Origin of the sequence: Streptococcus pseudoporcinus LQ 940-04 (assembly GCF_000188035.1) — a bacterium.
In the GTDB taxonomy this organism is placed as follows: Bacteria; Bacillota; Bacilli; order Lactobacillales; family Streptococcaceae; genus Streptococcus; species Streptococcus pseudoporcinus.
On record NZ_AEUY02000005.1, the window covers coordinates 1,487,195 to 1,511,447 of the forward strand.

At 36.5% G+C, this 24,253-nt stretch carries 23 protein-coding genes; 17 read left to right on the forward strand and 6 right to left on the reverse strand.

Features of this window, described 5'->3' with window-relative positions; genetic code table 11:
• The 4 genes from STRPS_RS08670 to STRPS_RS08685 all read left to right on the forward strand — a co-directional run bounded on the left by STRPS_RS08670 (position 1) and on the right by STRPS_RS08685 (position 3,852).
• Entirely contained in the window at positions 1–978 is a 978-nt protein-coding gene (locus tag STRPS_RS08670; RefSeq protein ID WP_007891301.1) for a nucleoid-associated protein, read from the forward strand.
• Positions 979–1,581, forward strand: coding sequence for a lysozyme family protein (locus STRPS_RS08675; protein WP_037598950.1), 603 nt, complete (start codon positions 979–981; stop codon positions 1,579–1,581).
• Between the two features lie 307 nt (positions 1,582–1,888).
• Positions 1,889–3,256 carry a H2O-forming NADH oxidase gene (gene nox, locus STRPS_RS08680; RefSeq protein ID WP_007891345.1) on the forward strand — a complete coding sequence of 456 codons (1,368 nt, stop codon included), beginning with the start codon at positions 1,889–1,891 and terminating at the stop codon, positions 3,254–3,256.
• 62 nt (positions 3,257–3,318) lie between these two features.
• Positions 3,319–3,852 carry a dihydrofolate reductase family protein gene (locus STRPS_RS08685; protein WP_007891261.1) on the forward strand — a complete coding sequence of 178 codons (534 nt, stop codon included), beginning with the start codon at positions 3,319–3,321 and terminating at the stop codon, positions 3,850–3,852.
• Between the two features lie 39 nt (positions 3,853–3,891).
• On the opposite strand, the gene STRPS_RS08690 is transcribed toward STRPS_RS08685, so the two are convergent.
• Complete coding sequence (locus STRPS_RS08690) at positions 3,892–4,875, reverse strand: L-lactate dehydrogenase (protein ID WP_007891460.1); 984 nt, start codon at positions 4,873–4,875, stop codon at positions 3,892–3,894.
• Between the two features lie 195 nt (positions 4,876–5,070).
• Between STRPS_RS08690 and gyrA the strand changes: the two genes are divergently transcribed.
• From gyrA to STRPS_RS08710, 4 genes are all read left to right on the forward strand, one after another.
• On the forward strand, positions 5,071–7,581 hold the full coding sequence (gyrA, locus tag STRPS_RS08695) for a DNA gyrase subunit A (protein WP_007891193.1): 2,511 nt from the start codon (positions 5,071–5,073) through the stop codon (positions 7,579–7,581).
• Positions 7,582–7,583: 2 nt separating this feature from the next.
• Positions 7,584–8,342, forward strand: coding sequence for a class A sortase (locus tag STRPS_RS08700; RefSeq protein ID WP_007891373.1), 759 nt, complete (start codon positions 7,584–7,586; stop codon positions 8,340–8,342).
• Positions 8,343–8,403: 61 nt separating this feature from the next.
• Positions 8,404–8,817, forward strand: a complete 414-nt coding sequence (gene gloA2, locus STRPS_RS08705) for an SMU1112c/YaeR family gloxylase I-like metalloprotein (RefSeq protein WP_007891478.1) — start codon at positions 8,404–8,406, stop codon at positions 8,815–8,817.
• 222 nt (positions 8,818–9,039) lie between these two features.
• Entirely contained in the window at positions 9,040–9,996 is a 957-nt protein-coding gene (locus STRPS_RS08710; protein ID WP_007891350.1) for a DUF1002 domain-containing protein, read from the forward strand.
• 264 nt (positions 9,997–10,260) lie between these two features.
• On the opposite strand, the gene STRPS_RS08715 is transcribed toward STRPS_RS08710, so the two are convergent.
• Positions 10,261–10,983 carry a DUF554 domain-containing protein gene (locus tag STRPS_RS08715; RefSeq protein ID WP_007891177.1) on the reverse strand — a complete coding sequence of 241 codons (723 nt, stop codon included), beginning with the start codon at positions 10,981–10,983 and terminating at the stop codon, positions 10,261–10,263.
• A 398-nt stretch (positions 10,984–11,381) separates the two neighbouring features.
• Between STRPS_RS08715 and STRPS_RS08720 the strand changes: the two genes are divergently transcribed.
• Genes STRPS_RS08720 through STRPS_RS08725 form a run of 3 tightly spaced genes read left to right on the forward strand, consistent with a single transcriptional unit; the run spans position 11,382 to position 11,997 of the window.
• A complete protein-coding gene (locus STRPS_RS08720) occupies positions 11,382–11,654 on the forward strand; it encodes a hypothetical protein (RefSeq protein ID WP_007891209.1) in 273 nt (90 codons plus the stop codon).
• A 27-nt stretch (positions 11,655–11,681) separates the two neighbouring features.
• The gene (locus STRPS_RS10895) at positions 11,682–11,816 is read left to right on the forward strand and encodes a hypothetical protein (RefSeq protein WP_007891298.1); all 135 of its coding nucleotides are present in this window, start codon (positions 11,682–11,684) and stop codon (positions 11,814–11,816) included.
• Entirely contained in the window at positions 11,806–11,997 is a 192-nt protein-coding gene (locus STRPS_RS08725) for a hypothetical protein (protein ID WP_037598952.1), read from the forward strand. Before STRPS_RS10895 ends, STRPS_RS08725 begins: the two co-directional genes overlap by 11 nt.
• 224 nt (positions 11,998–12,221) lie before the next feature.
• Here the strand turns inward: STRPS_RS08725 and STRPS_RS08730 are convergent, their stop codons facing one another.
• The 3 genes from STRPS_RS08730 to guaA all read right to left on the reverse strand — a co-directional run bounded on the left by STRPS_RS08730 (position 12,222) and on the right by guaA (position 16,830).
• Entirely contained in the window at positions 12,222–13,700 is a 1,479-nt protein-coding gene (locus tag STRPS_RS08730; RefSeq protein ID WP_007891498.1) for a peptide MFS transporter, read from the reverse strand.
• Between the two features lie 204 nt (positions 13,701–13,904).
• Entirely contained in the window at positions 13,905–15,038 is a 1,134-nt protein-coding gene (locus STRPS_RS08735) for a cation:proton antiporter (protein ID WP_007891242.1), read from the reverse strand.
• A 229-nt stretch (positions 15,039–15,267) separates the two neighbouring features.
• Positions 15,268–16,830 (reverse strand): glutamine-hydrolyzing GMP synthase, encoded by a 1,563-nt coding sequence (guaA, locus tag STRPS_RS08740; RefSeq protein WP_007891288.1) that lies wholly within the window; start codon positions 16,828–16,830, stop codon positions 15,268–15,270.
• 302 nt (positions 16,831–17,132) lie between these two features.
• Here guaA and STRPS_RS08745 point away from each other — a divergent pair, with 302 nt between their 5' ends.
• The 4 genes from STRPS_RS08745 (at position 17,133) to STRPS_RS08765 (ending at position 21,506) form a co-directional block, all read left to right on the forward strand.
• A complete protein-coding gene (locus tag STRPS_RS08745) occupies positions 17,133–17,831 on the forward strand; it encodes a GntR family transcriptional regulator (RefSeq protein WP_007891411.1) in 699 nt (232 codons plus the stop codon).
• 105 nt (positions 17,832–17,936) lie between these two features.
• Positions 17,937–18,269 (forward strand): putative DNA-binding protein, encoded by a 333-nt coding sequence (locus STRPS_RS08750; protein ID WP_007891294.1) that lies wholly within the window; start codon positions 17,937–17,939, stop codon positions 18,267–18,269.
• A gap of 11 nt (positions 18,270–18,280) precedes the next feature.
• Positions 18,281–19,834, forward strand: a complete 1,554-nt coding sequence (ffh, locus tag STRPS_RS08755; RefSeq protein ID WP_007891501.1) for a signal recognition particle protein — start codon at positions 18,281–18,283, stop codon at positions 19,832–19,834.
• 388 nt (positions 19,835–20,222) lie between these two features.
• Positions 20,223–21,506: an iron reductase gene (locus tag STRPS_RS08765; protein WP_007891353.1), complete on the forward strand. Its 1,284-nt coding sequence runs from the start codon at positions 20,223–20,225 to the stop codon at positions 21,504–21,506.
• 118 nt (positions 21,507–21,624) lie between these two features.
• Here STRPS_RS08765 and STRPS_RS08770 read toward each other — a convergent pair whose 3' ends face one another.
• The gene (locus STRPS_RS08770) at positions 21,625–22,317 is read right to left on the reverse strand and encodes a LexA family transcriptional regulator (RefSeq protein WP_007891412.1); all 693 of its coding nucleotides are present in this window, start codon (positions 22,315–22,317) and stop codon (positions 21,625–21,627) included.
• Positions 22,318–22,516: 199 nt separating this feature from the next.
• On the opposite strand from STRPS_RS08770, the gene STRPS_RS08775 reads away from it, so the two are divergent.
• Both STRPS_RS08775 and STRPS_RS08780 read left to right on the forward strand, forming a co-directional pair.
• Complete coding sequence (locus STRPS_RS08775; protein ID WP_007891149.1) at positions 22,517–23,533, forward strand: Gfo/Idh/MocA family oxidoreductase; 1,017 nt, start codon at positions 22,517–22,519, stop codon at positions 23,531–23,533.
• Positions 23,534–23,633: 100 nt separating this feature from the next.
• The gene (locus tag STRPS_RS08780; RefSeq protein WP_007891185.1) at positions 23,634–24,008 is read left to right on the forward strand and encodes a pyridoxamine 5'-phosphate oxidase family protein; all 375 of its coding nucleotides are present in this window, start codon (positions 23,634–23,636) and stop codon (positions 24,006–24,008) included.
• Positions 24,009–24,253: the final 245 nt, after the last annotated feature.

Consider the following 24,253-nt stretch of genomic DNA (forward strand, 5'->3'; position numbering starts at 1 on the left):
ATGTTAGATATTTATATACGTAAATTAATTATTCATCAATTTTCACCGAATGATACCGACTTATTCTTTAATGATAATGAACTCAGTATTACGCCTCGGATTGATGAGTATTTCCGCAAAAAATTAGCAAAAGTTTTCTCAGATGAAGCAAAACGAGGTCAGATAACTGATGCGAATACTTTTCGTCAATTAATAAGCGATGATTTTTTAAATAGCAGTAAGGCGGTCGCTCAAGCATGGAAAGAAGCCTTTGTTATATCGGAAAATCAAAAAACCAATGATTTAGTTTTTATTAGTTTTGAAAAGGACGGACAAGCCTATTTTGCTTTTTTAAGGATTACTCTTAAAGAATCTTTTGCTCATACCAATATTTCAGAAGAAAATCCATTAAGTATTACCCAAAATAACTTACCCAGTGCAACACAAACGCCTGATGAAGCTCTGGTGATCAACCTTGAAAGTAATGATTATTATCTGATTGAGAAAAGGGTTAAACATAACGGTAGTTTTTCAAACTATTTTTCGGAAACCTTATTAAAGGTTCAGCCAGAACAGTCTGTGAAAAAGTCAATCAAGGTTATTGAACAAACCGCACAGAAAATAGCAGAAAATTTCAATCAAGATGATTTTATTTTCCAATCAAAAATGAAATCGGCTATTTCAAAAAATCTTGAAGATGGTGATCACCTATCCCCCGAAAAGTTAGCTGATCAACTATTTGATAATAACTTGACGGCACGCTTAACATTTGTAGATCAAGTAAAAGAAACTATACCAGAACCTATTAAAATTAGTGATATTGACCATACACGACAACTCAAAAAGTTGGAGAGTCAGAAATTATCATTGTCCAATGGTATTGAATTAACAGTTCCAAATGCAATTTATCAAGATGCTGATTCGGTTGAATTTATCATGAATAATGACGGAACCTATTCTATACTAATTAAAAATATAGAGGATATCAAAAATAAATAAATGTTAAAATTTTTAAAGCGAGTCATTCTCTTAGTCTTTCTAATTTTTTCTATCTTTCAAATCTATGTTACTCATCAGAATGTAAAAAATGTTATGCGCTATAAACCTATGGTCGAAAAAACCTTAGCTCAACATGATACCGATACGAATCTTAATTTAGTTCTGGCTATGATTTATACTGAAACTAAAGGTGGATCAGCTGATGTTATGCAATCAAGTGAAAGTAGTAGCGGGACGACTAATTCCATAACAGATAGTCAAGTTTCAATTAAACATGGCATTAAACTTTTGTCAGAAAATTTACAATTAGCTGAAGATGCTGGAGTGGATTCGTGGACAGCTATTCAAGCTTATAACTTTGGCACAAACTATATCCATTATGTTGCTCAAAATGGCGGCGAAAACTCTTTAGCACTGGCTAAAAAATATTCAAAAGAGGTCGTTGCTCCGAGTCTTGGTAACACCACAGGAGAAACTTATATCTATTATCATCCCCTGGCTATTATTTCAGGGGGGCAATTGTATAAAAATGGAGGAAATTTCTACTATTCACGCGAAGTTCACTTTAATTTATACCTCATTAAACTATTTTCAAAATTTTAGTAAGATTAAATTTTCTAACACTTCTGATTTTCTTTAGAAGTGTTTTTTTACATAAATGTAATCTGTTCGGTTTTTCACAAATAAATATTAATAATTTCTCCTATCGTTTGTTATTTCACAAACATACTGAGATTTTGAGGCAATAAAAAGGTAAACCCTTTAGAAAAGCCCGTATATTAGGATTTTGAGACAATTTTACTTTTGTGAATGGACTAACAATCTGTAAGCAAATTCTTTGGAAGCGATTTTTAGCTATGCTATAATGTAATCCTAACATAAAATATTGTGAAATGAGGAACAAATAGATATGAGTAAAATCGTCGTTGTTGGAACAAATCATGCAGGAACAGCTGCAATAAAGACTATGCTCTCCAACTATGGATTAGAAAATGAGATTGTCACTTTTGATCAGAATTCAAATATTTCATTTCTTGGTTGTGGAATGGCATTATGGATTGGTGAGCAAATTGATGGCCCAGAAGGTCTCTTTTACTCTGATAAAGAACAACTAGAAGCCATGGGTGCTAAAGTTTATATGGAGTCACCAGTTTTAAATATTGATTATGACAAAAAAGAGGTTACAGCTCTAGTAAATGGCCAAGAACATGTTGAAAATTATGATAAGTTAATTCTTGCAACCGGATCACAGCCGATTATTCCACCAATTAAAGGGGTTGAGATCCTTGAGGGATCAAGAGAATTTAAAGCAACTTTAGAAAACTTACAATTTGTTAAACTTTACCAAAATTCATCTGATGTTATTGAAAAGTTAGAAAAACCAGGGATTAACCGTGTAGCAGTAGTTGGTGCAGGTTATATTGGCGTTGAACTGGCAGAAGCCTTCCAGCGGAAAGGAAAAGAGGTCATCCTTGTTGATATTGCTGAAACATGCATGGGTGGCTACTATGACCGTGATTTCACCGATTTAATGAGTAAAAACCTTGAAGAGCACGGTATCCAATTAGCATTTGGACAGGCTGTGCAAGCTGTTGAAGGAGATGGGAAAGTAGAACGTCTCGTAACTGATAAAGATAGTTTTGATGTTGATATGGTTATCATGGCAGTTGGTTTCCGTCCAAATACCGACTTAGGACGTGATCAATTAGATACCTTCCGTAATGGAGCATGGATTGTTGATAAAAAACAAGAAACCAGCATAAAAGACGTTTATGCTATTGGAGATTGTGCAACTATTTACGATAATGCAAGAGATGATATTAACTACATTGCCTTAGCATCAAATGCTGTGCGTACAGGGATAGTTGCTGCTCATAATGCCTGTGGACATGAGCTGGAAGGAGCAGGTGTTCAAGGATCAAATGGTATTTCAATTTATGGCCTGAACATGGTTTCAACTGGTTTAACCCTAGAAAAGGCAAAGGAAGCCGGTTATAATGCTTTGGAAGCGAGCTATAACGATTTACAAAAACCAGAATTTATCAAGCATGGGAATCATGAAGTAGCAATCAAGATTATTTACGATAAAGACAGTCGGGTTGTTCTAGGTTGTCAAATGGTTTCAAGAGAAGATATCTCAATGGGAATCCATATGTTCTCATTAGCTATTCAAGAAAAAGTGACCATTGAAAAATTATCTCTAATGGATATTTTCTTCTTACCTCACTTCAATAAACCTTATAATTACATCACAATGGCTGCTTTAAGTGCAGAATAAACTAGGTTACATAGGAGATAAAAAAGTGTCCCCACAAAAGGGACACTTTTTAAGGAGGAAAGATGAGACCCCTAATTTTAAATATAGCTATGAGTTTAGATGGTTTTATCGCTCGAACAGATGGTTCTTATGATTGGATTGAAGGACATGGAACAAAAGTTTATGACACTGCTTTGCAATTTGACAATAATGCCTTTTTTGCTTCCTGTGATACCATCGTTATGGGACGAAAATCACTCGATGATTGTCCTATCGAGCAGATCCAAGACTATCAAAAGAAAAGCTTCTATGTTGCTAGCCATCAAGACTTAAAATCAGATTATCCCAACCTTTCCTTTTCTAAAGATATAGTAGCTACCCTTAAAGAGCTCAAGCAAGAAGAAGGTGGGCCAATTTGGTTATTTGGAGGAGCAGATTTGGTGCATTCAGTACTTGAGGTTGATTTGATTGATCAGTACATTATTGGGATTATTCCCATCATTTTAGGTCAAGGGCGACCTTTATTTAAAACGTGTAGTGTGGAACATCAGTTACAACTGATTGAATCAACTGTTACTGATGGTATTGCTATGCTTCGCTATCAGAAAAGACCCTAAAAAAGAGACCCTATCAAGGTCTCTTTTGGCTTTTAGAGGCTAGTTTTTAGCGACAGAAGCAAATTCTTCTTTTGCAAAAGCCTCATCAATGATTTCTTTTAATTGCTTAGCAGAGGCTTGCATTTTTTGTAATTCTGCATCATTCAATGGGATATTAACCGGACGAACAACACCATAGGCACCTACAATGGCAGGCTGACCAATGTAACAATCTTTAACACCTTCATACTGGCCTTCTTGGAAGACAGATAGAGGAAGAACAGCATTTTCATCGTCAAGAATTGCTTTAGTGATACGAGCAAGTGCTACGGCAATACCATAGAAAGTAGCACCCTTTTTATTAATGATTGAGTAAGCTGCATCACGAACGGAAACAAAAATATCTAACAATCCCGTTTCATCAATATCACGATTATCTTGGAGCCATTGCTCTAATTTTACCCCAGCAACGTTAGCGTGTGACCAAACAGCGAATTCAGAATCTCCATGTTCCCCCATAATGTAAGCATGAACTGAGCGAGCATCAACTCCGATTTTATCTGCAAGAGCTTGACGGAAACGTGCAGAGTCTAAAGAAGTACCTGATCCAATAACACGTTCTTTAGGGAAGCCAGAAAATTTCCAAGTTGAATAAGTCAGAACATCAACAGGGTTTGCAGCAACAAGAAAGATACCCTTAAAACCAGAAGCAACAATTTGTGAAACGACTTCTTTATTGATTCGAAGATTTTTTTCCACTAAATCAAGACGAGTTTCACCTGGTTTTTGAGGAGCACCGGCTGTAAGGACAACTAAATCAGCATCATGACAGTCTGAATACTCAGCGGCATATATTTTTTTAGGGGAAGTGAAGGCAAGGGCATGGCTTAAATCTTCAGCATCTCCTTGAGTTTTTTCTTTAAAAATATCGATAATACCGAGCTCTTGCGCAATATTTTGTGTTACTAATGCAAAAGCATATGATGACCCAACGGCTCCATCGCCGACTAAGATAACTTTTTTGTGTTGTTTAGTTACAGTCATGTCTAAACTTCTCCTTAATTTTTTTGAGGGTAGGGTAATTACCCGTACAGTTTCATTTTAGCACTTTGTGAATACTTTGTCACTCAAATCAGCGAAAAAATGAAAATAGTTTTCTGATAGCGGTTCCAAGGTGAAAAAATAAGGATTTTATGATATAATGTTATAGAGTTTGACTAGAAAAGGAGCATTCCTTAAATGCAAGATAAAAATCTAATTGACGTCAATCTGACAAGCGAAATGAAAACGAGTTTCATCGACTATGCTATGAGTGTCATTGTAGCTAGAGCCTTGCCAGATGTTCGTGACGGTTTAAAACCTGTCCATCGTCGTATTCTTTATGGCATGAATGAACTAGGAGTCACCCCAGATAAACCGCATAAAAAATCTGCCCGTATCACAGGTGATGTTATGGGTAAATATCATCCTCACGGAGATTCCTCAATTTACGAGGCTATGGTTCGGATGGCACAGTGGTGGTCATATCGTCACATGCTAGTGGACGGTCATGGAAATTTTGGTTCTATGGACGGAGATGGCGCTGCAGCACAGCGTTATACCGAAGCTCGGATGAGTAAGATCGCACTAGAACTTCTAAAGGATATTAATAAAAATACTGTTGATTTTCAAGATAACTATGATGGAAGTGAACGTGAACCACTCGTTTTACCAGCTCGATTCCCTAACTTATTGGTAAATGGTGCTACTGGTATTGCGGTTGGAATGGCTACCAATATTCCCCCCCATAACTTGGGAGAGTCGATTGACGCTGTCAAAATGGTGATGGAGCACCCCGAATGTACAACTAGGGACTTGATGGAGGTGATACCGGGACCAGATTTTCCAACTGGTGCTTTGGTTATGGGACGCTCAGGTATTCACCGTGCTTATGATACTGGTAAGGGGTCTATTGTCTTACGCTCACGAACCGAAATTGAACTAACTAAAACAGGTCGTGAACGGATTGTAGTCACTGAGTTTCCTTATGGTGTTAACAAAACCAAAGTTCATGAACATATTGTTCGCCTAGCTCAGGAAAAACGGATTGAGGGAATTACCGCAGTCCGTGACGAATCCAGCCGTGAAGGAGTTCGCTTCGTTATTGAAGTCAAACGTGATGCATCAGCTAACGTTATTCTAAACAATCTGTTTAAGCTAACAAGCCTACAAACTAATTTCAGCTTCAATATGTTAGCTATTGAGAACGGCGTCCCAAAAATTTTAACTCTCAGACAAATTATTGATAACTATATCAGTCACCAAAAAGAAGTTATTACTCGCCGAACTCGTTTTGACAAGGAAAAAGCTGAAGCACGTGCGCATATTTTAGAAGGGTTATTGATTGCCCTAGATCACTTAGATGAAGTTATTGCAATTATTCGAAATAGTCAAACAGATATCATAGCCCAAGGCGAATTAATGAGTCGTTTCCAATTGTCTGAACGACAAAGCCAGGCTATTTTAGATATGCGTTTGCGTCGATTGACGGGATTGGAAAGAGATAAAATCCAATCAGAATACGATGATTTAATTGCTTTAATAGCCGACTTAGCTGATATTCTAGCTAAACCGGATCGAATTAGTGCCATCATCATTCAAGAAATGGACGAGATTAAACGCAAATACGCTGATCCTCGTCGTACAGAGTTAATGGTTGGTGAAGTATTATCACTTGAAGATGAGGATCTCATTGAAGTAGAAGATGTTTTGATTACCTTATCAAACAAAGGATATATCAAACGCTTAGCTCAAGATGAATTTCGTGCTCAAAAACGTGGCGGCCGAGGTGTTCAAGGGACCGGCGTTAATGATGATGACTTTGTTAAGGAGTTAGTTTCAACAAGTACACACGATACACTCCTCTTCTTCACCAACAAAGGCCGTGTCTATAGACTAAAAGCTTATGAGATTCCAGAATACGGTAGAACAGCTAAAGGTCTACCAATTGTCAACCTTTTGAAATTAGATGAAGAAGAGACGATACAAACTATTATTAATGCGCGCAAAGAAGACATTGATAATAAATTTTTCTTCTTCACCACTCGTCAAGGATTGGTTAAACGAACAAATGCTTCAGAATTTGGTAATATTAGGCAGAATGGTTTACGTGCTTTAAATCTTAAGGACGGTGACGAGTTAATTAATGTCTTGCTAACTGACGGTTCAGAAGATATCATTATAGGAACAAAGTCAGGCTATTCAGTCAGATTCGAAGAAGCAAGTATTCGAAACATGGGACGCTCAGCGACGGGGGTTCGTGGAGTTAAACTTCGTGATGGAGATCTAGTCATTGGTGCTTCACGGATTAGCGACAGCCAAGAAGTTCTCGTTATTACTGAAAAAGGCTATGGTAAGCGTACCAGAGCGACAGAATACCCAACAAAAGGCCGTGGAGGTAAGGGCATTAAGACTGCTAATATTACCGCCAAGAATGGTCAATTAGCAGGTTTAGTGACTGTTACAGGTCATGAGGATATTATGATTATAACCAACAAAGGTGTTATTATAAGAACTAGCATAGCTGATGTTTCTCAAACAGGTAGGTCTACAATGGGTGTTAAGGTCATGCGATTGGATCAGGATTCAAAAATTGTGACCTTTGCCTTGGTAGACCCTGAAGCTGAAAAAGATTTTGCTGAATTATCAACCTCAGACCTAGCATCTAGTCGAGGTATAGCCCCTGCTTCAATAGATAAAAGTGAGGATTAAGGATGACAAGAAGAAGAACAAGAAAAGAAAGGAAGAAAAGTGCGTCGTCAAAGTTCCGTACTTTATTTGCCACTTTTCTTTTGATCCTTGGTTTGGGGTTGCTTTTTAACAAGACTATCCGCAATACCATTATTGCTTGGAATTCAAATAAATACCAAGTTCAGCATGTCTCTCAACAGACTATTAAAAAAAATCAGCAGGCTGAGAGTACTTTTGATTTCAACTCTGTCAAAGCTGTTTCAACAGATACTGTTCTACAAGCTCAAATGGCAGCCCAAAAGCTTCCTGTAATTGGAGGTATTGCAATACCTGATGTGGATATCAATTTACCGATATTTAAGGGATTAGGTAACACAGAACTGATTTATGGCGCGGGAACCATGAAAGAAGAACAAGTTATGGGGGGAGAAAATAACTACTCATTGGCTAGTCACCATATTTTTGGTATGGCTGGTTCCTCTCATATGTTATTCTCACCTTTAGAACGAGCCAAGGTGGGGATGCCGATTTACGTAACAGATAAGGAAAAAATTTATCAGTATGATATCGTATCTGTAGAAACTATTGCCCCAGATCGCATTGATGTTTTAAATAATACTCCTGGTACAAAAGAAATTACTCTTATTACCTGTACCGATGCAGAGGCTACACAAAGAATCTGTGTTAAAGGCATATTAAAAAGAGAAATGCCCTATAAAGGTGCTCCTGACTCAGTTATGAAGGCCTTTAATCATTCTTATAACCAAGTTGCAATTGAATAAACTTAAAGAACAGGGGGTAAAATCCCTGTTCTCTTATTTGATTTAAGAAGGGAGAATAAAGATGAAACTTTCTGCAGTTCACCATGTTGCCATTATTGTATCTGATTATGACAAATCAAAAGATTTTTACGTTAATCAATTGGGCTTTGACATTATCCGTGAAAATCATAGGCCAGAGCGACATGATTATAAACTTGATTTAAAATGTGGAGATATAGAATTAGAGATCTTTGGAAACTCAACCACAGACCCCGCATATCAAGCTCCGCTCAAACGGATTGGTCAACCAGATTATGAGCGTGAAGCGTGTGGCTTGCGACATTTAGCCTTTCGAGTTAAAAACATCGAAAATTATATTAGGGAATTAAAATCAAAAAAAATTAAGGTTGAGCCACTAAGATATGATGACTACACGGGAGAAAAAATGACCTTTTTCTTTGATCCAGACGGACTACCGCTAGAGCTTCACGAGTAATTCAAACGGAGTTTGTACTCTATAGTAGCAAGCCAAGCCTTTTTGGGAAGAGAATTTTTTGGTGAGCTAATAATGGTTTATCAATTTATGGTAATTGACCTCAGTCTATAGCATGTTTTTAATGCACCTTTTAACAAAGAAGATGTTATAATATGAGAATAGATTTTTTCAAATCTATTCTCATATTGAAAAAAGGTTAAATCTACAGGATAAGAGGTAAACATGTCTATTAAGAAAAAACTATTACTGACTGTCACGGCATTAGCTAGTAGCTTTATAGTTTCGACTGCTTTTGCTGCTACAAATAATGTTCAAGGTGTTATTGATGAAGCCTATGTACAACCTGACTATGTTCTTGGTTACTCACTTGATCAAGCACAAAAAGATCAAACATTATCATTGTTGAACTATAACAGCGGTAAAGATACAAAGCTGAAAACGTTGACGACAAGTTCATATGCTAAAATTATGAATATTGCGGATGATTCAAGTATTCAACTGTATTCATCTGTTAAAATTGAAAAATTAGGCTCTAACGACATTCTAAAGGTAGCCATTGTTACTCCAGAAAATATTACCAAGGTCACTCAAGATATGTATCGTAATGCAGCTGTTACCTTAGGTATTGAACATGCTAATATCACCATCGCTTCACCAATCAGAGTAACTGGTGAGTCTGCATTAGCGGGTATTTATTACTCTCTTGAGGAAAATGGAGCAAAAGTTCCACAAGAAAATAAGAATTTAGCTCAGCAAGAATTATCAACTTTATCTGGTATCAATGCTGAAAATTCTGGTAAAAACGGCTATGATCCTGATAAACTAAATGTTGCTTTGACGGATATCAAAGCAGCAGTAGCTAAGGGTGGAAGTGGCTTATCTAAGGAAGAGATTAAAAAAATAGTTGATGAGACTTTAAAAAATTATGGCCTGAAAAATGCCATGACTTCTAATCAAATCAACTTAATCGTGAATTTTGCTGTTAATCTCTCTAATAGTGGTATCATTAGTAATTCCCATTTTACTGCCACCTTAAATTCATTGAAAGATTCCATTGTCTCTAAGTCTGGATCAACTTTTAAAAATATAAACCTTAATTTCGACTCTGCAAAAGCCGTTGAAACTGGTAAAGGTATCTGGCAACAAATTGTTGAATTCTTTAAATCCTTAATAGGATAAGCTTAAAAAGAGTGACTATGTTGCTCTTTTTTATCTCTTATCTGTCTTTGAGACCACCCACAAAAAATTCATAGAAGAGATAGAATTGGAAAAGTAGTGGTCTCCCCTAGTATCTTAAGTTACTGGCTTTCACTTTCGTGTTTTTCCTGGCCTTGACCATATTTCCTTATTGGTGGCTTCATTAAGCCAAGCTATGCTATATAATGATAACAATCAACCTTTTTGAAAAGATTGATTGTTATCATTTTTTTATTAATTAATCATCTAAAAATAGGCTACTATAGCTGCGAAAAGTAGTGCAGGCAACATATTAGCGACACGCATTGTTTTCCCCCAGATAATATTTAGTCCAACGCAAAAGATAAGGATAGAACCAACTAAAGAAAGGTTGGTTAAGGCTGCAGAAGTCATGAAAGGCTGTACGATCTTGGCTAAAATGGTGATTAGGCCTTGTAAGAAAAATACAGGAATGGCTGAAAAAACAGCTCCCCTTCCTAAAGTCGTCGTTAAGACAATGATAATGACAAAATCTAAAACACTTTTAGTCAATAAGGTAGTCGGGTTGTTGGAAATACCATCTTGAATGGGACCAATAATAGCCATAGCTCCAATACTGACTGTCAACGTAGCAGTCACGAAAGCATTTACAAAGTCGGGATCTTTATGACTACCTGTTTTGTTTTTTAACCAGTTGCCAAACTTATCAAAAAAGGCTTCAATATTTAAAACCTCACCGAGTAAGCTTCCTAAACACAAGCAAGCCACAACAAGCATAGCATGTACATTGGTCATACTATTGTTAGCAAACTTTAGCATACCAGGCATAGCTCCAGAAATACCAATAAATAGAACACTAACACCTGAAGCCATGGTCAAACCGCTTTGATGTCTTTCATTCAAATACCTACCAAAAAGCACTCCAAAAATTCCTGCTAAAAGAATCGAAAGGGTATCAATTATAGTTCCAAAACCAGTGAAATAGGTCATCTGCTGTAATCCTCCTAAAGCATCTATGGCTATTATACAATAGAAGGATTACTTGTCAACACAAAATCTAATAATTATAACTATATTAAAAATAAAGACTTTTGCCAATAATAGTAAAAGAAAGAAAAATCTAGCTATTACAAAATTTCAAACAATAGATACATATTAATACTATTCTCATTTTGCATAATATAAGAAAATAAGAATAGTAGTCACAATGGAATAAGAAAGCCTATAAGTGAGACTTAGCTGTGGTGAAATAGACTATTTTGAGAGCAAAAAATCTAGAAATAAAGAAGTAAACAGCAGTTTTAAATGAGACCTATTGTCAAAAAATACTTTTTTGAGCCTTTTTAAACATTTTACGGTATACTAAAGAAAAAAGGGAGGACTAAATTATGAAAACAATTAGGACACAACTAAATGACCCTGACTATGATATGCTTAAAGAAAGAGCGGAACTTAGTCAAAAAACTATCGAAGAGATAGCAGAAGAGTTCATTCATAATGCCCTTGTCAGAGAAGAGCAAGTGAAGACTGAGACTGCTGAAGCCAAAACAGAAAGAACCTATAAAGATCATGACGAGGTCCTGATTGATAATGCCAACAAACCCGAAAACCAATCTGTGACTGCACCAGAAATTGCTGGGGATATAGGGATAACGATTTAAGCTTATTAAAGAGAAGGATAGCTGCATATGATTGAATTACGGTCTGCTAAACTTAAAGATGCTAAAGAAGTGCTTCTATTGCAACGGCTTGCCTTTCAGCCATTGCTAAATCATTATCAGGACTTCAAGACTAATCCGGCAATGGAAAGTCTTGAAAAATAAAAGAAAAACTTTCCCAAGAAGAGACCTCTTTTATTATATTAAGAAAGAAAGTACCACACTGGGGATGATTAGAGTCGTGGATTTCAGAAATAAACAAGCCAAAAGAGTTGCGCCAGTCTTTATTCTTCCTACTTATCAAAATCAAGGATTTGCCCAAAAAGCTTTCCAATTAATTGAATAAAGTCACGGTTCATATCATTGGCAACTATCAACTATTAAAGAAGAAAAAGGAAATTGCCATTTATATAAAAAACTAGGCTATCGGCAAACTGGTTCTGAACTAGTGGTTAATGAAAAGATGACAATTGTCTATTATACTAAATAGATTGTATACTGCCCGCAATAATGCTACCCTGTTTTAAACAATAACAAAAGGCCACTCTCATAAGTGAGTGACCTTTATTTTTATTTTACACCAGCCATCAATTTGTCGATACGTGGGACATAGAAGAATAAGAGGAAACCAAAGACGATTGTTATAGTACCTACAATACCATAATAGGCCACTTCATTTCCCGGAGTGTAAAACTTCACAATTTGTGCGTTAATAGCTTGTGCTGATGCGTTACTCAAGAACCAAATTGACATCATTTGTGCTTGGAAAGCTTTTGGAGCCAATTTAGTTGTGACTGATAGGCCGATTGGAGAAATAAGCATTTCACCAACAATGACGATAGCCCAACTAACAATTAACCACATTGGACTAACCTTAGCATGAACTCCAAATAACATACCTGGTAACATCATCCAAACAAAGGATAGACCAGCTGCAATTAATCCATAAGCAAATTTCTTAGGTGAAGAGGGTTGTTTACTTCCCAATTTCGCCCAAATCCATGCAAAGAAAGGAACATAAAGCATGATAAACAATGGGTTAATACTTTGGAAATATGATGATGGGAAGTTGATATGTTGACCAAACAGGTTAAAGTAGAGACGTGTTTGGTCATCTGCGAAAAGAGCCAAGACTACAGAACCTTGCTCCTCAATTGACCAGAACAGGATTGAGGCAATGAAGAGTGGAATATAGGCCCAAACCCGCGACCGCTCAGTCTTTGAAATTTTTTGACTACTTAAAATTTTGAAAAAATAGTAGATTGGAATAACAATAGCAATAAATGTAAAGATATTAATAATACTATTGATGGTTAAAAGGTTTAGTAATTTAAGAATAATCACTAGTAAGACAACTAGAATAGCAGCTATTAAGGATTTTTTCTTTAAATTTTGTTTCTCAGCATCTGACAGGGGATCTGTTGGATGGAGGCTATCTTCTGAAAGGTATTTTTTGCCATCTCGAACATATTGGACTAAACCAAAGAACATGCCTATAGCTGCTAATGAAAATCCTAAGTGGAAGTTAATCTCCTGACCAAGGTAACCAACAATTGCAGGCGCAATGAAAGCACCAAGATTAATCCCAAAAACAAAAATACTAAAGCCAGCATCACGACGTAAATCTTTCTCACCATACAGACCACCAACCATATCTGAAACATTAGGTTTTAAAAAACCAGTTCCTAAAATGATCAAGGCAATTGAAGCAAAAAGTGCTGTTTTACCAAATGGTGTTGCTAATGCAATATGTCCTAACATGATAAGAATACCGCCATAGAGGACCGATTTACGACTCCCGAGGATTCTATCACTAATATAGCCGCCAATAATTGATGACAGGTAAACCAGGGAACCATAAATAGCCATAATAGAAGCAGCAGTTACTTTATCAAAACCTAGACCGCCTTGACTGACACTATAATACATATAATAAAGTAAAATAGCGCGCATACCATAGTATGAAAATCTTTCCCACATTTCTGTAAAAAAGAGAGTGGACAACCCACGAGGATGCCCAAAGAATGATTTTGTATCATTTGAATTCATCTCAATTATCTCCTTCATAATAACATCTTATAGCATACCTTAAATGAAGAATTATGTCAATTTTGTGAAAATTTTATAATATAAGTTTTTCCTGCATAAAGCCTCATCAACTTAATAATTATTAATTAATAAGTTTAGCAAAAGTGAAACTGATCTTATTGTTAACCTAAATAATCCTCCCAAATAAAAAAGCCTTTAAGCTTTTTACTTAAATGACCTTTTTAGAATAAATGGGGCAATAATAGTTGACAAAATAACAACTATTACCAAGGTAGAGTATATTTGATTAGATATTAATTTTTCAGCTAATCCAATTTGAACAATAATGAGAGCCATTTCCCCTCGGCTCACCATACCTCCACCAACTGTCAACGAATCCATTTTAGAAAATTGGAAGCCACGTGCTACCAAATAGCCAGGCAATAGTTTAGTAAGAACAGCTAAAATAGTGAAAAAGAGGATAATTCCAAGATTTGAAAGAATACCATTAACATTTAAAGGAAGTGCTATTGAAGCAAAGAAAATAGGGATAAAGAACATATAAGAAAGTTCCGAAATATCATGCATAATTTCTTCACCCTTGTGAGTTTGCCCAATAGCGAGGCCAGCAAAGAAGGAACCAATAACAGCACTCATTCCGACGCTTGTTGCTAATAGAGCCATACTAAAACAGATTAAAAGAGCCAAAAAGCTATCCTTTTCAAAGAAACTAACCTTAAATGTTAGACGATAAATAGCTGGAACAATATATTTAACTAAAACCATTAAAAATAGTAAAAAGAGGGCTTGCCCGAGCATTTGCCAAATTAAATGGTTACTAGATCCAGTGCCCTTCATGCTTGAGACAAAGAAGCTTAAAAGAAGAACAGCAATAATATCATCAGCCACAGCTGCACCGAGAATAACTGCACCTGTTTTGGTTTGAACTTTTTTATATTCTTGAAGAACTTCAACGGTTATAGAAACGCTGGTAGCTGCGAAGACGATACCGTAAAAAATAGAAGTCTCCATTTCGTATCCCATGATTTTAGTGACCAAAAAAAATAGTCCCACAGGAATGATAACACCAGAAATAGCAACGGCTAAGCTTGGTTTTAAATACCTTTTTAGTAAGCCTAAATCAGCTTCAAGTCCAGCTAAAAACATGAGTAAGATGACCCCTAATTCTGACAGAAAATGAATAATCTCTCCTTGATGGACTAAGTTCAAGAGACTTGGTCCTATGATAATCCCTACTAATAACTGTCCCACAACGGCTGGTATCGCTAGCTTTTTTGATGCTTCAATAGCCAAAAAACTGGAAATTAATATAATAGTAATCTGAAATAATTCTTGCATAAATCCTCCATAAATCTCCTAAATTGCATAAATCGTTACTATTATATCATGACTTTGTTAGCAAACAAAGTTCTATGTTCCCGAAAGCTTTTTAGAGCAAAAAAACTCAAGTCCTGGGACTTGAGTCTAAGAGAAATGAAAAGGGTTATTAGGATGCTTATAATATAATCAAGGAGCCTTAAAGAAACCTTAAGGCTCCTTAATTATGATATTAAGGCACCTCTCCCTACTATTCCCACTCAACTGTTGCAGGTGGTTTGCTTGTAATATCATACACAATACGGTTGACGTGATCAACTTCATTGACGATACGCGTTGAGATTTTCTTTAGGACATCCCATGGAAGTTGAGCAAAATCTGCTGTCATGCCATCAATTGAAGTGATAGCACGAATAGCAATAGTATAGTCGTAGGTACGACCATCACCCATAACTCCAACGGAGCGCACACCTGTATTTACAGTGAAATATTGCCACACATCACGATCAAGGCCAGCTTTGGCAATTTCTTCACGTAGGATAGCATCTGATTCCCGAACCGTTTCCAATTTTTCTTCAGTAATAGCCCCCATCACACGAATAGCTAAGCCTGGACCAGGGAATGGTTGACGCCAAACAATATTCTCAGGCATACCAAGTGCAATTCCAAGCTCACGCACCTCATCTTTGAACAAAGTATTAAGTGGCTCGATCAACTGGAATTGCATGTCTTCTGGAAGACCGCCAACATTATGGTGGGATTTAATTGTTTCAGCTGTTTCTGTTCCAGATTCGATAATATCAGTATAGAGGGTTCCTTGGGCTAGGAAGTCTACCCCTTTTAGTTTACTTGCTTCGTCGTCAAAAACATAAACAAATTCATTTCCGATGATTTTGCGTTTTTTCTCCGGATCATCAACACCAGCTAATAAATCTAAGAACCTGTCCTTAGCGTCCACACGAATGATGTTTAAACCAAATTTACCACCAAGCATGCCCATTACTTGATCACCTTCATCTTTACGGAGAAGGCCATGATCAACGAAGATACAAGTCAGTTGGTCGCCGATAGCTTTTTGTAAAAGTACGCCAACAACGGAAGAATCGACACCACCAGAAAGGCCCAATAATACTTTTTTATCTCCAACTGTTTCTCTAATTTTTTCAATTTCCATTTCAATGAAGTTGTCCATTGACCAGTCACCCCGAGCACCACAAATGAAAATTGCAAAGTTTTTAAGGATATCATTTCCATAAACACTATGTCTTACTTCAGGATGGAATTGAATCCCATAGATATTCTTTTCGGTATCTTCAATAGCAGCATAAGGACAATCTACGGAATCACCTACTAAGTGAAAACCTTCAGGGATTGCTGTAACGGCATCACCATGACTCATAAGAACTAGTTGTTCTTCTGGCGTATCCGCAAATAATTTAGATTCTGTTCGAAGATTTAAGGTAGATTGGCCGTATTCACGATGACCAGCTTGACCCGCAGGAAGTACTTTCCCACCAAGTTTGTGGGTAATCAATTGCATACCATAACAAATTCCTAGAATCGGGATACCTAATTCAAAGATTTCTGGATCAATACCAAAAGAATTTTCTGCATAGACAGAGTTAGGACCACCGGATAGGACAATGCCTATCGGCTTAAGCTCACGAAGTTCTTGAGCAGTAATTTTATGGCTCTTTAGTTCAGAAAAAACGCCAAACTCTCTAATACGTCTAGCAATTAACTGATTGTATTGACTACCATAATCAAGTACGATGATTTTTTGAAGGTCTTTCAAAATTGAAATTTCAGTCATTGTAATCCTTTCATTTCCACTAGATTCTGGACTAATGGTTTTCAACTAATTGTAGCATATTTTTAAGAAAATGGCATCAGCATTCCATTCCCAGAGAAACTCTAGCGTTTTTGGCAATTTCTTAAGTTCGAATAGTATTTCGGAATACCATTCGAAAAAAGCCGTTGAGAAGAATTTTAGACTCTTCTTTTTAACTAGTGGAATAATTGGCCTATTTGCCATAATTACTCAGATAATCTCCTTAGAATATGGTAAAATAATATCTATATCAGTCATAAAATCATACCTAGGGAGATGCGAGCATGTTACCAGCTTATATCAAGATTCATGATGCCATAAAAAAAGATATCGATGACCAAGTGTGGGCGATTGGTGATCGTCTTCCAAGCGAGCGTGATCTTGCTGACCATTTTGAGGTTAGCCGAATGACCCTTAGACAAGCTATCACCTTATTGGTCGAAGAAGGTATTTTGGAAAGACGTATCGGAAGCGGCACCTATGTATCTAGTCAAAGAGTCCAAGAGAAGATGAGAGGAACAACTTCCTTTACTGAGATTGTCAATTCTCAAGGTAAGAAGCCTTCTTCAAAACTATTGACCTATCAAAAGCAATTAGCATCAGATACAGAGATCAAAGAGCTTCAATTAGAAGCAACGGATTATGTTATTCGGATGGAGCGGATTCGTTACGCTGACAATGTTCCCTTGGTCTACGAAGTGGCTTCTATTCCTGAAAAATTTATTAAAGATGTTAAGCGTGAAGCTATTACTGAGCACTTTTTTAAGACCTTGGTAGCTAATGGTTATGAAATCGGTAAAAGCCGTCAAACTATTTATGCTAAAACTGCTAGTGAACGGATTGCTGGTTATTTAGCAGTGAATCGGGGACATGCCATACTAGCCTTAACTCAAGTATCCTATTTTACTAATGGAAATCCATTTGAGTACGTGCGCAGTCAATACGTTGGTGATCGCTTTGAATTCTATCTGGAAAATAATTAAGTAAGAGTTTGGTCACAAACTCTTTTTTATTTACCTGGCATAAAGGTCAGCTATTAACTGATATCCTACTGTTATTATGCACTAAGATATGGTAAAATGAAAATTATGGAAATTGAAAAAACAAATCGAATGAATGCCCTTTTTGAATTTTACGCTGCGCTATTAACCGATAAGCAAATGAACTATATTGAGCTTTATTATGCTGACGACTATAGTCTGGCTGAAATTGCAGAGGAATTTGGGGTTAGTCGTCAGGCGGTTTATGATAATATCAAGCGAACAGAAAAGATCCTTGAAACCTATGAGATGAAACTACATATGTATTCAGATTATATCGTTCGTAGTGAAATTTTTGATGAGATAATAACAAAGTATCCTGCTGATAGTTATTTACAAGAGAAAATTTCCATATTAACAAGTATTGATAATAGAGATTAAGAGGAGTAGTTATGGCTTTTGAAAGTTTAACGGAACGTCTACAGGGCGTCTTTAAAAATATTCGTGGCAAGAGAAAATTATCTGAGAAGGATGTTCAAGAAGTCACTAAAGAAATTCGCCTTGCCTTACTTGAAGCGGATGTCGCCCTACCAGTCGTTAAAACGTTTATCAAACAGGTACGTGAACGTGCAGTTGGTCATGAAATCATTGATACTTTAGACCCAACCCAACAAATTGTCAAAATTGTTAATGAAGAGTTAACCGATATCCTGGGGTCAGAAACAGCGACAATTGAAAAAGCACCTAAAATCCCAACAATCATTATGATGGTGGGGTTACAAGGAGCTGGTAAAACGACTTTCGCAGGCAAATTGGCCAACAAATTGATAAAAGAGGAGAATGCGCGTCCCTTGATGATTGCAGCCGATATTTATCGTCCTGCAGCCATTGATCAATTAAAAACCTTAGGTCAACAAATCAATGTTCCGGTTTTTGATATGGGAACAGACTACCCAGCGGTTGAGATTGTTCGTCAAGGTCTTACTTTAGCGCGGGAAAATCGCAACGATTATGTCCTGATTGATACAGCAGGTCGCCTACAAATTGATGAGAAACTCATGACTGAGTTACGAGATGTTAAAGCACTGGCCAATCCAAATGAAATTCTCCTAGTTGTTGATAGTATGATTGGTCAGGAAGCAGCAAATGTCGCTGATGAATTCAACAAACAATTAGAAATAACAGGTGTTGTATTAACCAAGATTGACGGGGATACCCGTGGTGGAGCAGCTTTATCGGTTCGCGAAATTACTGGTAAACCGATAAAATTTACAGGTACTGGCGAAAAAATCACCGATATCGAAACATTTCACCCGGACCGGATGTCAAGTCGGATTTTGGGAATGGGAGATCTTCTAACCTTAATTGAAAAAGCTAGTCAAGAGTATGATGAACAAAAGTCACTTGAATTAGCTGAAAAAATGCGGGAAAATACCTTTGATTTCAATGATTTTATTGATCAATTGGATCAGGTTCAAAATATGGGACCAATGGAAGATTTACTAAAAATGATTCCAGGTATGGCTGGAAATCCTGCCCTTGCTAATATCAAGATTGATGAGAAGCAAATTGCTCGTAAACGTGCCATCGTTTCTTCCATGACAAAAGCAGAGCGGGAAAATCCTGACCTGCTCAATCCAAGCCGCCGTCGTCGCATCGCAGCAGGTTCTGGTAACAGCTTTGTTGATGTTAACAAATTTATCAAAGACTTCAATCAAGCTAAGGCGATGATGCAAGGGGTGATGTCTGGTGATATGAATAAAGCTATGAAACAAATGGGAATTGACCCTAATCGCATGCCAAAAAACATGCCAAATAGTGGTGGTACTAACATACCCGATATGTCAGCATTAGAGGGCATGATGGGTGGAAATGCAATGCCCGATATGGACATGAGTCAACTGTTTGGTGGTGGCCTCAAAGGTAAAGTTAATGAATTTGCTATGAAGCAGGTTATGAAACGTCAAGCTAATAAAATCAAAAAAGCTAAGAAAAAACGAAAATAAATTTCCATGTCATAAGAAATTTAGACAGTTTTTGAATCATTAAAATTGAAAAGAGATAGGGAACTTAATTCTCAAAAGTTTAGCTTTTGAGGAGTCAACTAGCCCTTCTCTTTTTTTTGATTGCTTAACATGTGTTTATCTCTGAAGGAAGGTTTTTTGCTAAAAAGCGTAGATTTGTTAAATTGTTAGTCTGTTTAGTTTTTTTTAAGAAAATTTGGTTATTTTCTTTATAGTCAATGTAAAGAAGGGAACCAAAGCCTGTTTGATCTCTCTTTAAGCTCTTGAGGTCATTATAGGTTTGATGCATTACATTAAAAGAATGACGTTAACCCTCTAGTCTTTAAACCTCAGATGTAAAGGACGACTATTACTAAAGGAAGATGATATTATGCTTAAAAAATTTACGAGCCATTTAGGAATTTCTTGGTTAACCATTCTGTTTATTCTCCCCCTTCCCTTCCTATATACTTTGAACAATGGCTTAAGACAAGTACAGGTTCATAGTAGTCTTGGGATACTATTTGGTGCCTTAGCTTATGTATGGATGCTAACGGCCATTTATATTGCTACCAAACCTAAATGGATCGATCGCTGGGTAGGACTTCCTAGTGCTTACATGATCCATGGAGTGATAGCTCTCTTAGCACTTTTCCTAGCTTTTTTCCATAAAGAATTGGATTCATCGGAAGGATTAATTAAGTGGACTGGAGATTTTTCTTTTATTATTTTCTTAGGATTAGCAACTTATTCTCTGGTATTTATGGCTGGTTGGTTAACAACTCGTATTCCCTTATTACAAAGCATCAAAACATTCTTAGAACAATTGTTTAAGCATGAGCTTTCAGTTTGGTTACACCGACTTAATATAATAGCAACAGCACTTATTTTTATCCATATCCAATTAATCGATTATATTGTCAACATTAGTCCCTTTATCATTTTAATTTGGATTTACACTATTTTTGTTTTTGGTTCTTATATGTGGTTTCATTTTAGACCAAATGCTCACGGAGTCAGAGCAAATTTACTGAGCAACCGGGAAATTGCGCCAAGTATTAGAGAGCTGATTATTCAACTTCCCACAAAGTCTGGTTTGAAGTTTCGACCAGGTGACTTTGCTTTTATTTCCTTTCCTAAAATTTCCCAGATGGCAGAGCCTCACCCTTTTTCTCTGGTCAAAGCACCAGGAAAAGATGGAAAATTGTTTTTTGCTATTCGAGGCGATGGCGATTTTACCAAACAGTTATCTCTTATTCCAAACAATTCACTAGTTCGTGTCGATGGTGGCTTTGGAAAATACCAATCTATCATTAATTATTTTAAGCCCACGCAACTAATTCTTATAGGTGGAGGCATAGGAGTAGTCCCCTTATTTTCAGTGGTCCAAGGCAATCCTAATATCCCGGCTAGCTTTTTTTACACAGTCAAAAGCCAAGAGCAATTGCTTTATCAAGATAAACTGCTGGAGTTACAAAAACGTCCTAACACTAATGTCTACTACCAAGTTGGGCGCTTTAGCAAAGAACAGATTCTAGAATCTTTCTCTAAAAATACTAAAGATTACGTTTTTCTCATAGGTGGCCCTATCAGTATGGGAAGGTATTGGCAAAAGGTCATTCAAGCCAGTGGTGTTGATCCTGACCGCATTTATTTTGAAGAGTTTTCTTGGTAAGACAATATAAATAAGGCTTTACGCAAGGTAAAGCCTTATTTATATTCTGGTCAAAAGAGGAGGAGAAGAAGCTAGTATTAGCTAGTAGTCAGGTCATTCATAACAGAAATTTTTAGGCCTAGACCTCTAGAGGCATAAAATTAGCAATAATCTTCCCAATAATACGTGGATTTTCATCAAAAGGAGCAAACTTGTCTGAATATTTTTTATTTAGAGAAACCAGCCGCAAACCATTCTCTTCTCGGTAGACTTTTTTGATATAGGTCTGTCCGTCCCATTCAACAGCATAGATTGCTCCGTCATAATCAAAGCCTTCCTGTTTAATAAGAACAACTTCGCCATTGAGATAAGTGGGTTCCATAGAATCTCCAAACACCCAAGATGCAAAATCATAGTCTAATTGCTCATCGTAGAAGACTTCATCATAGTTGCCATCACCAAAGTATGAGAAACCACCTCCAGCAGAAAGACTCTCATAGACACGATAAGGGTAAAGTTTCTTTTTAGAAGTCGGTATAGCAATAACTTTAGTTTCTTTTGCTAATAACTTTTGTGAAAAACTTACTACCTTTTTTTGATTATGGGTATTCAATTGCTTGTAGGGCACAAGGATAGCGTGGTAGAGATTGAAATAATCTTCTGAAACTTGAAAAATATCAACTAATTTTGCCAAGTGTTTCTGATTAGGGCTATTTTTTCCTTGTTCCCAATTAGAAATAGTCATTTTATTGACTCCTATTTGGTGCCCGAGTTCTTCTTGACTCATTTTTTCTTTTTGACGAATAGCTTTTAATTGTTCTCCTGCAAACATAGCTGAGTGACTCCTTTTAGTAAAGTTATAACTTTACTAAGTATAACAAATCTTTTTTTGCATGACAAGTTTTTAGAAATAAAAATGAGTATATTTTGACAATTTCACTAATTAGTCGTATGATGAACGTAGCATATTTTTGTGAATTATTTCATCATATTTATGAAAAATTGATGTAGTCAAATAGAAGGAGTCCATTATGCTGACTATTGCTTACATTGGGAATGGAAAAAGTGCTAATCGTTACCACATGCCCTTTTCAAGACAATTGAAATATATCAAAATAAAAACGATTTTTTCTCCAACTCCAAGCCCTTGGGAACCTATTCCCGGAGTCGTTTACACAGATAAAATTGAGAATGTCTTAGAAGATCCAGACATCCAATTAGTTGTCCTCTCAGTTCCTCCTTCAGCCCATTATAGCCTTGCTAAACAGTGTTTATTAGCTGGTAAAAATACTTTAGTAGAAAAACCCTTTACTGAAACTGCCGCTGAAGCTAAAGAATTATTCAGTCTCGCTAAAGAAAAAGGACTTTTTATTCAAGCTTATCAGAACCGACGTTTTGACTCGGACTTCTTAACCGTTCAAAAAATCATTGATAGCGGTGTTTTAGGAGATATTCTTGAAGTAGAAATGCACTTTGATTATTTTCGTCCAGAAATTCCTGAAAATATAAAGGAATATTCGATTAACACGAGCTATCTTTACGGGCATGCTTGTCACACCATTGATCAAGTTCTTTCCTACTTTGGTATGCCAGAGTCTGTTCATTATGATGTTCGTCAATTATTAGGCAAAGGTCGTATGAACGATTACTTTGATTTAGACTTTTACTACGGGCCTAAAAAGGTTTCTATTAAATCAAGTTACTTCCGTATTAAAGAGCGGCCAAGTTTTGTTGTTTATGGCAAAAAAGGAATGTTTATCAAAGAAAGCAAAGACCGTCAAGAAGATGATTTAAAGCGTTTCTATATGCCTACTAATCCTGACTTTGGTATGGACAGTCCTGAGCACTATGGTACCTTAACCTATATTGATGACCATGGACTCTATCATGAAGAAAAAGTTATTTCAGAAGTAGGGAATTACGCTCGTATGTATCAAGCTGTCCATGATAGTATTGTCCTCGGCAAAGAAAAAGTTATCAAAGATGAAGAAACCATTCGCCAAATTGAAATTATTGAGGAAGGTATTCGTCATATGAACCAAAGCTGACCAAGAAGCCACTAAAAAGTAGCTTGGAAATAGAGTCAAGATATTTAGAGAAAGGTGCTTGCTAACCTTGAAAATACAGAACAACTTAAAGGAGAAAACAATGTTCACAGATACATTTTTAGAAGTACTCAAGTACGAAGGTCCCGTTTCTATTACTTCTTGGGGTAAGGAAGAACCTCACGTTACCTGCACCTGGAATAGTTATTTAGTTCTTAAAGAGGATGATATTATTCTTATACCTGCTGCCGGTATGAGAAGCACTGAAGAAGATGTCGCCTTTAACAATCAGCTAATTCTAACCCTAGCTGCCCGTGATGTTGAGGGGTTCAACGGTTATCAAGGAACTGGGTTTAGAATTAAGGGGAGCGCCAGCTTTCTGACAAAAGGAGCCTACTTTGAAGAGATGAAAGAAGAATACCCTTTTATTAGAAGTGTTTTGCAAGTTAAGGTCTCTGACCTCAAACAATTACTCTAATCACATAACCTAAAAAAGAATGGTAGGGAAATCTTTCTCTATCGTTTTTTCTAATTCTCTGGATAAATTTAGTTTACGGATATCATGTCACATAGAATCGGAGTGAAAGTAAATAGCATAAAAGCAATTTAAGATGAAGACTATGGATTCTTCACTTGACTTGAAAATTAGCAATTTTTTATCTTGATCTTCACGAGAACAAAATATTTTTCAGATAGTTGTCAAACTGACTAGATAGACCAATG

What these genes read in the sequence shown, in the direction of transcription:
- STRPS_RS08670 (WP_007891301.1), top strand. Translation starts at nt 1, where the DNA reads ATGTTAGATATTTATATACGTAAATTAATTATTCATCAATTTTCACCG.
- STRPS_RS08675 (WP_037598950.1), top strand. Translation starts at nt 979, where the DNA reads ATGTTAAAATTTTTAAAGCGAGTCATTCTCTTAGTCTTTCTAATTTTT.
- nox (WP_007891345.1), top strand. Translation starts at nt 1,889, where the DNA reads ATGAGTAAAATCGTCGTTGTTGGAACAAATCATGCAGGAACAGCTGCA.
- STRPS_RS08685 (WP_007891261.1), top strand. Translation starts at nt 3,319, where the DNA reads ATGAGACCCCTAATTTTAAATATAGCTATGAGTTTAGATGGTTTTATC.
- STRPS_RS08690 (WP_007891460.1), bottom strand. Translation starts at nt 4,875, where the DNA reads ATGACTGTAACTAAACAACACAAAAAAGTTATCTTAGTCGGCGATGGA.
- gyrA (WP_007891193.1), top strand. Translation starts at nt 5,071, where the DNA reads ATGCAAGATAAAAATCTAATTGACGTCAATCTGACAAGCGAAATGAAA.
- STRPS_RS08700 (WP_007891373.1), top strand. Translation starts at nt 7,584, where the DNA reads ATGACAAGAAGAAGAACAAGAAAAGAAAGGAAGAAAAGTGCGTCGTCA.
- gloA2 (WP_007891478.1), top strand. Translation starts at nt 8,404, where the DNA reads ATGAAACTTTCTGCAGTTCACCATGTTGCCATTATTGTATCTGATTAT.
- STRPS_RS08710 (WP_007891350.1), top strand. Translation starts at nt 9,040, where the DNA reads ATGTCTATTAAGAAAAAACTATTACTGACTGTCACGGCATTAGCTAGT.
- STRPS_RS08715 (WP_007891177.1), bottom strand. Translation starts at nt 10,983, where the DNA reads ATGACCTATTTCACTGGTTTTGGAACTATAATTGATACCCTTTCGATT.
- STRPS_RS08720 (WP_007891209.1), top strand. Translation starts at nt 11,382, where the DNA reads ATGAAAACAATTAGGACACAACTAAATGACCCTGACTATGATATGCTT.
- STRPS_RS10895 (WP_007891298.1), top strand. Translation starts at nt 11,682, where the DNA reads ATGATTGAATTACGGTCTGCTAAACTTAAAGATGCTAAAGAAGTGCTT.
- STRPS_RS08730 (WP_007891498.1), bottom strand. Translation starts at nt 13,700, where the DNA reads ATGAATTCAAATGATACAAAATCATTCTTTGGGCATCCTCGTGGGTTG.
- STRPS_RS08735 (WP_007891242.1), bottom strand. Translation starts at nt 15,038, where the DNA reads ATGCAAGAATTATTTCAGATTACTATTATATTAATTTCCAGTTTTTTG.
- guaA (WP_007891288.1), bottom strand. Translation starts at nt 16,830, where the DNA reads ATGACTGAAATTTCAATTTTGAAAGACCTTCAAAAAATCATCGTACTT.
- STRPS_RS08745 (WP_007891411.1), top strand. Translation starts at nt 17,133, where the DNA reads ATGTTACCAGCTTATATCAAGATTCATGATGCCATAAAAAAAGATATC.
- STRPS_RS08750 (WP_007891294.1), top strand. Translation starts at nt 17,937, where the DNA reads ATGGAAATTGAAAAAACAAATCGAATGAATGCCCTTTTTGAATTTTAC.
- ffh (WP_007891501.1), top strand. Translation starts at nt 18,281, where the DNA reads ATGGCTTTTGAAAGTTTAACGGAACGTCTACAGGGCGTCTTTAAAAAT.
- STRPS_RS08765 (WP_007891353.1), top strand. Translation starts at nt 20,223, where the DNA reads ATGCTTAAAAAATTTACGAGCCATTTAGGAATTTCTTGGTTAACCATT.
- STRPS_RS08770 (WP_007891412.1), bottom strand. Translation starts at nt 22,317, where the DNA reads ATGTTTGCAGGAGAACAATTAAAAGCTATTCGTCAAAAAGAAAAAATG.
- STRPS_RS08775 (WP_007891149.1), top strand. Translation starts at nt 22,517, where the DNA reads ATGCTGACTATTGCTTACATTGGGAATGGAAAAAGTGCTAATCGTTAC.
- STRPS_RS08780 (WP_007891185.1), top strand. Translation starts at nt 23,634, where the DNA reads ATGTTCACAGATACATTTTTAGAAGTACTCAAGTACGAAGGTCCCGTT.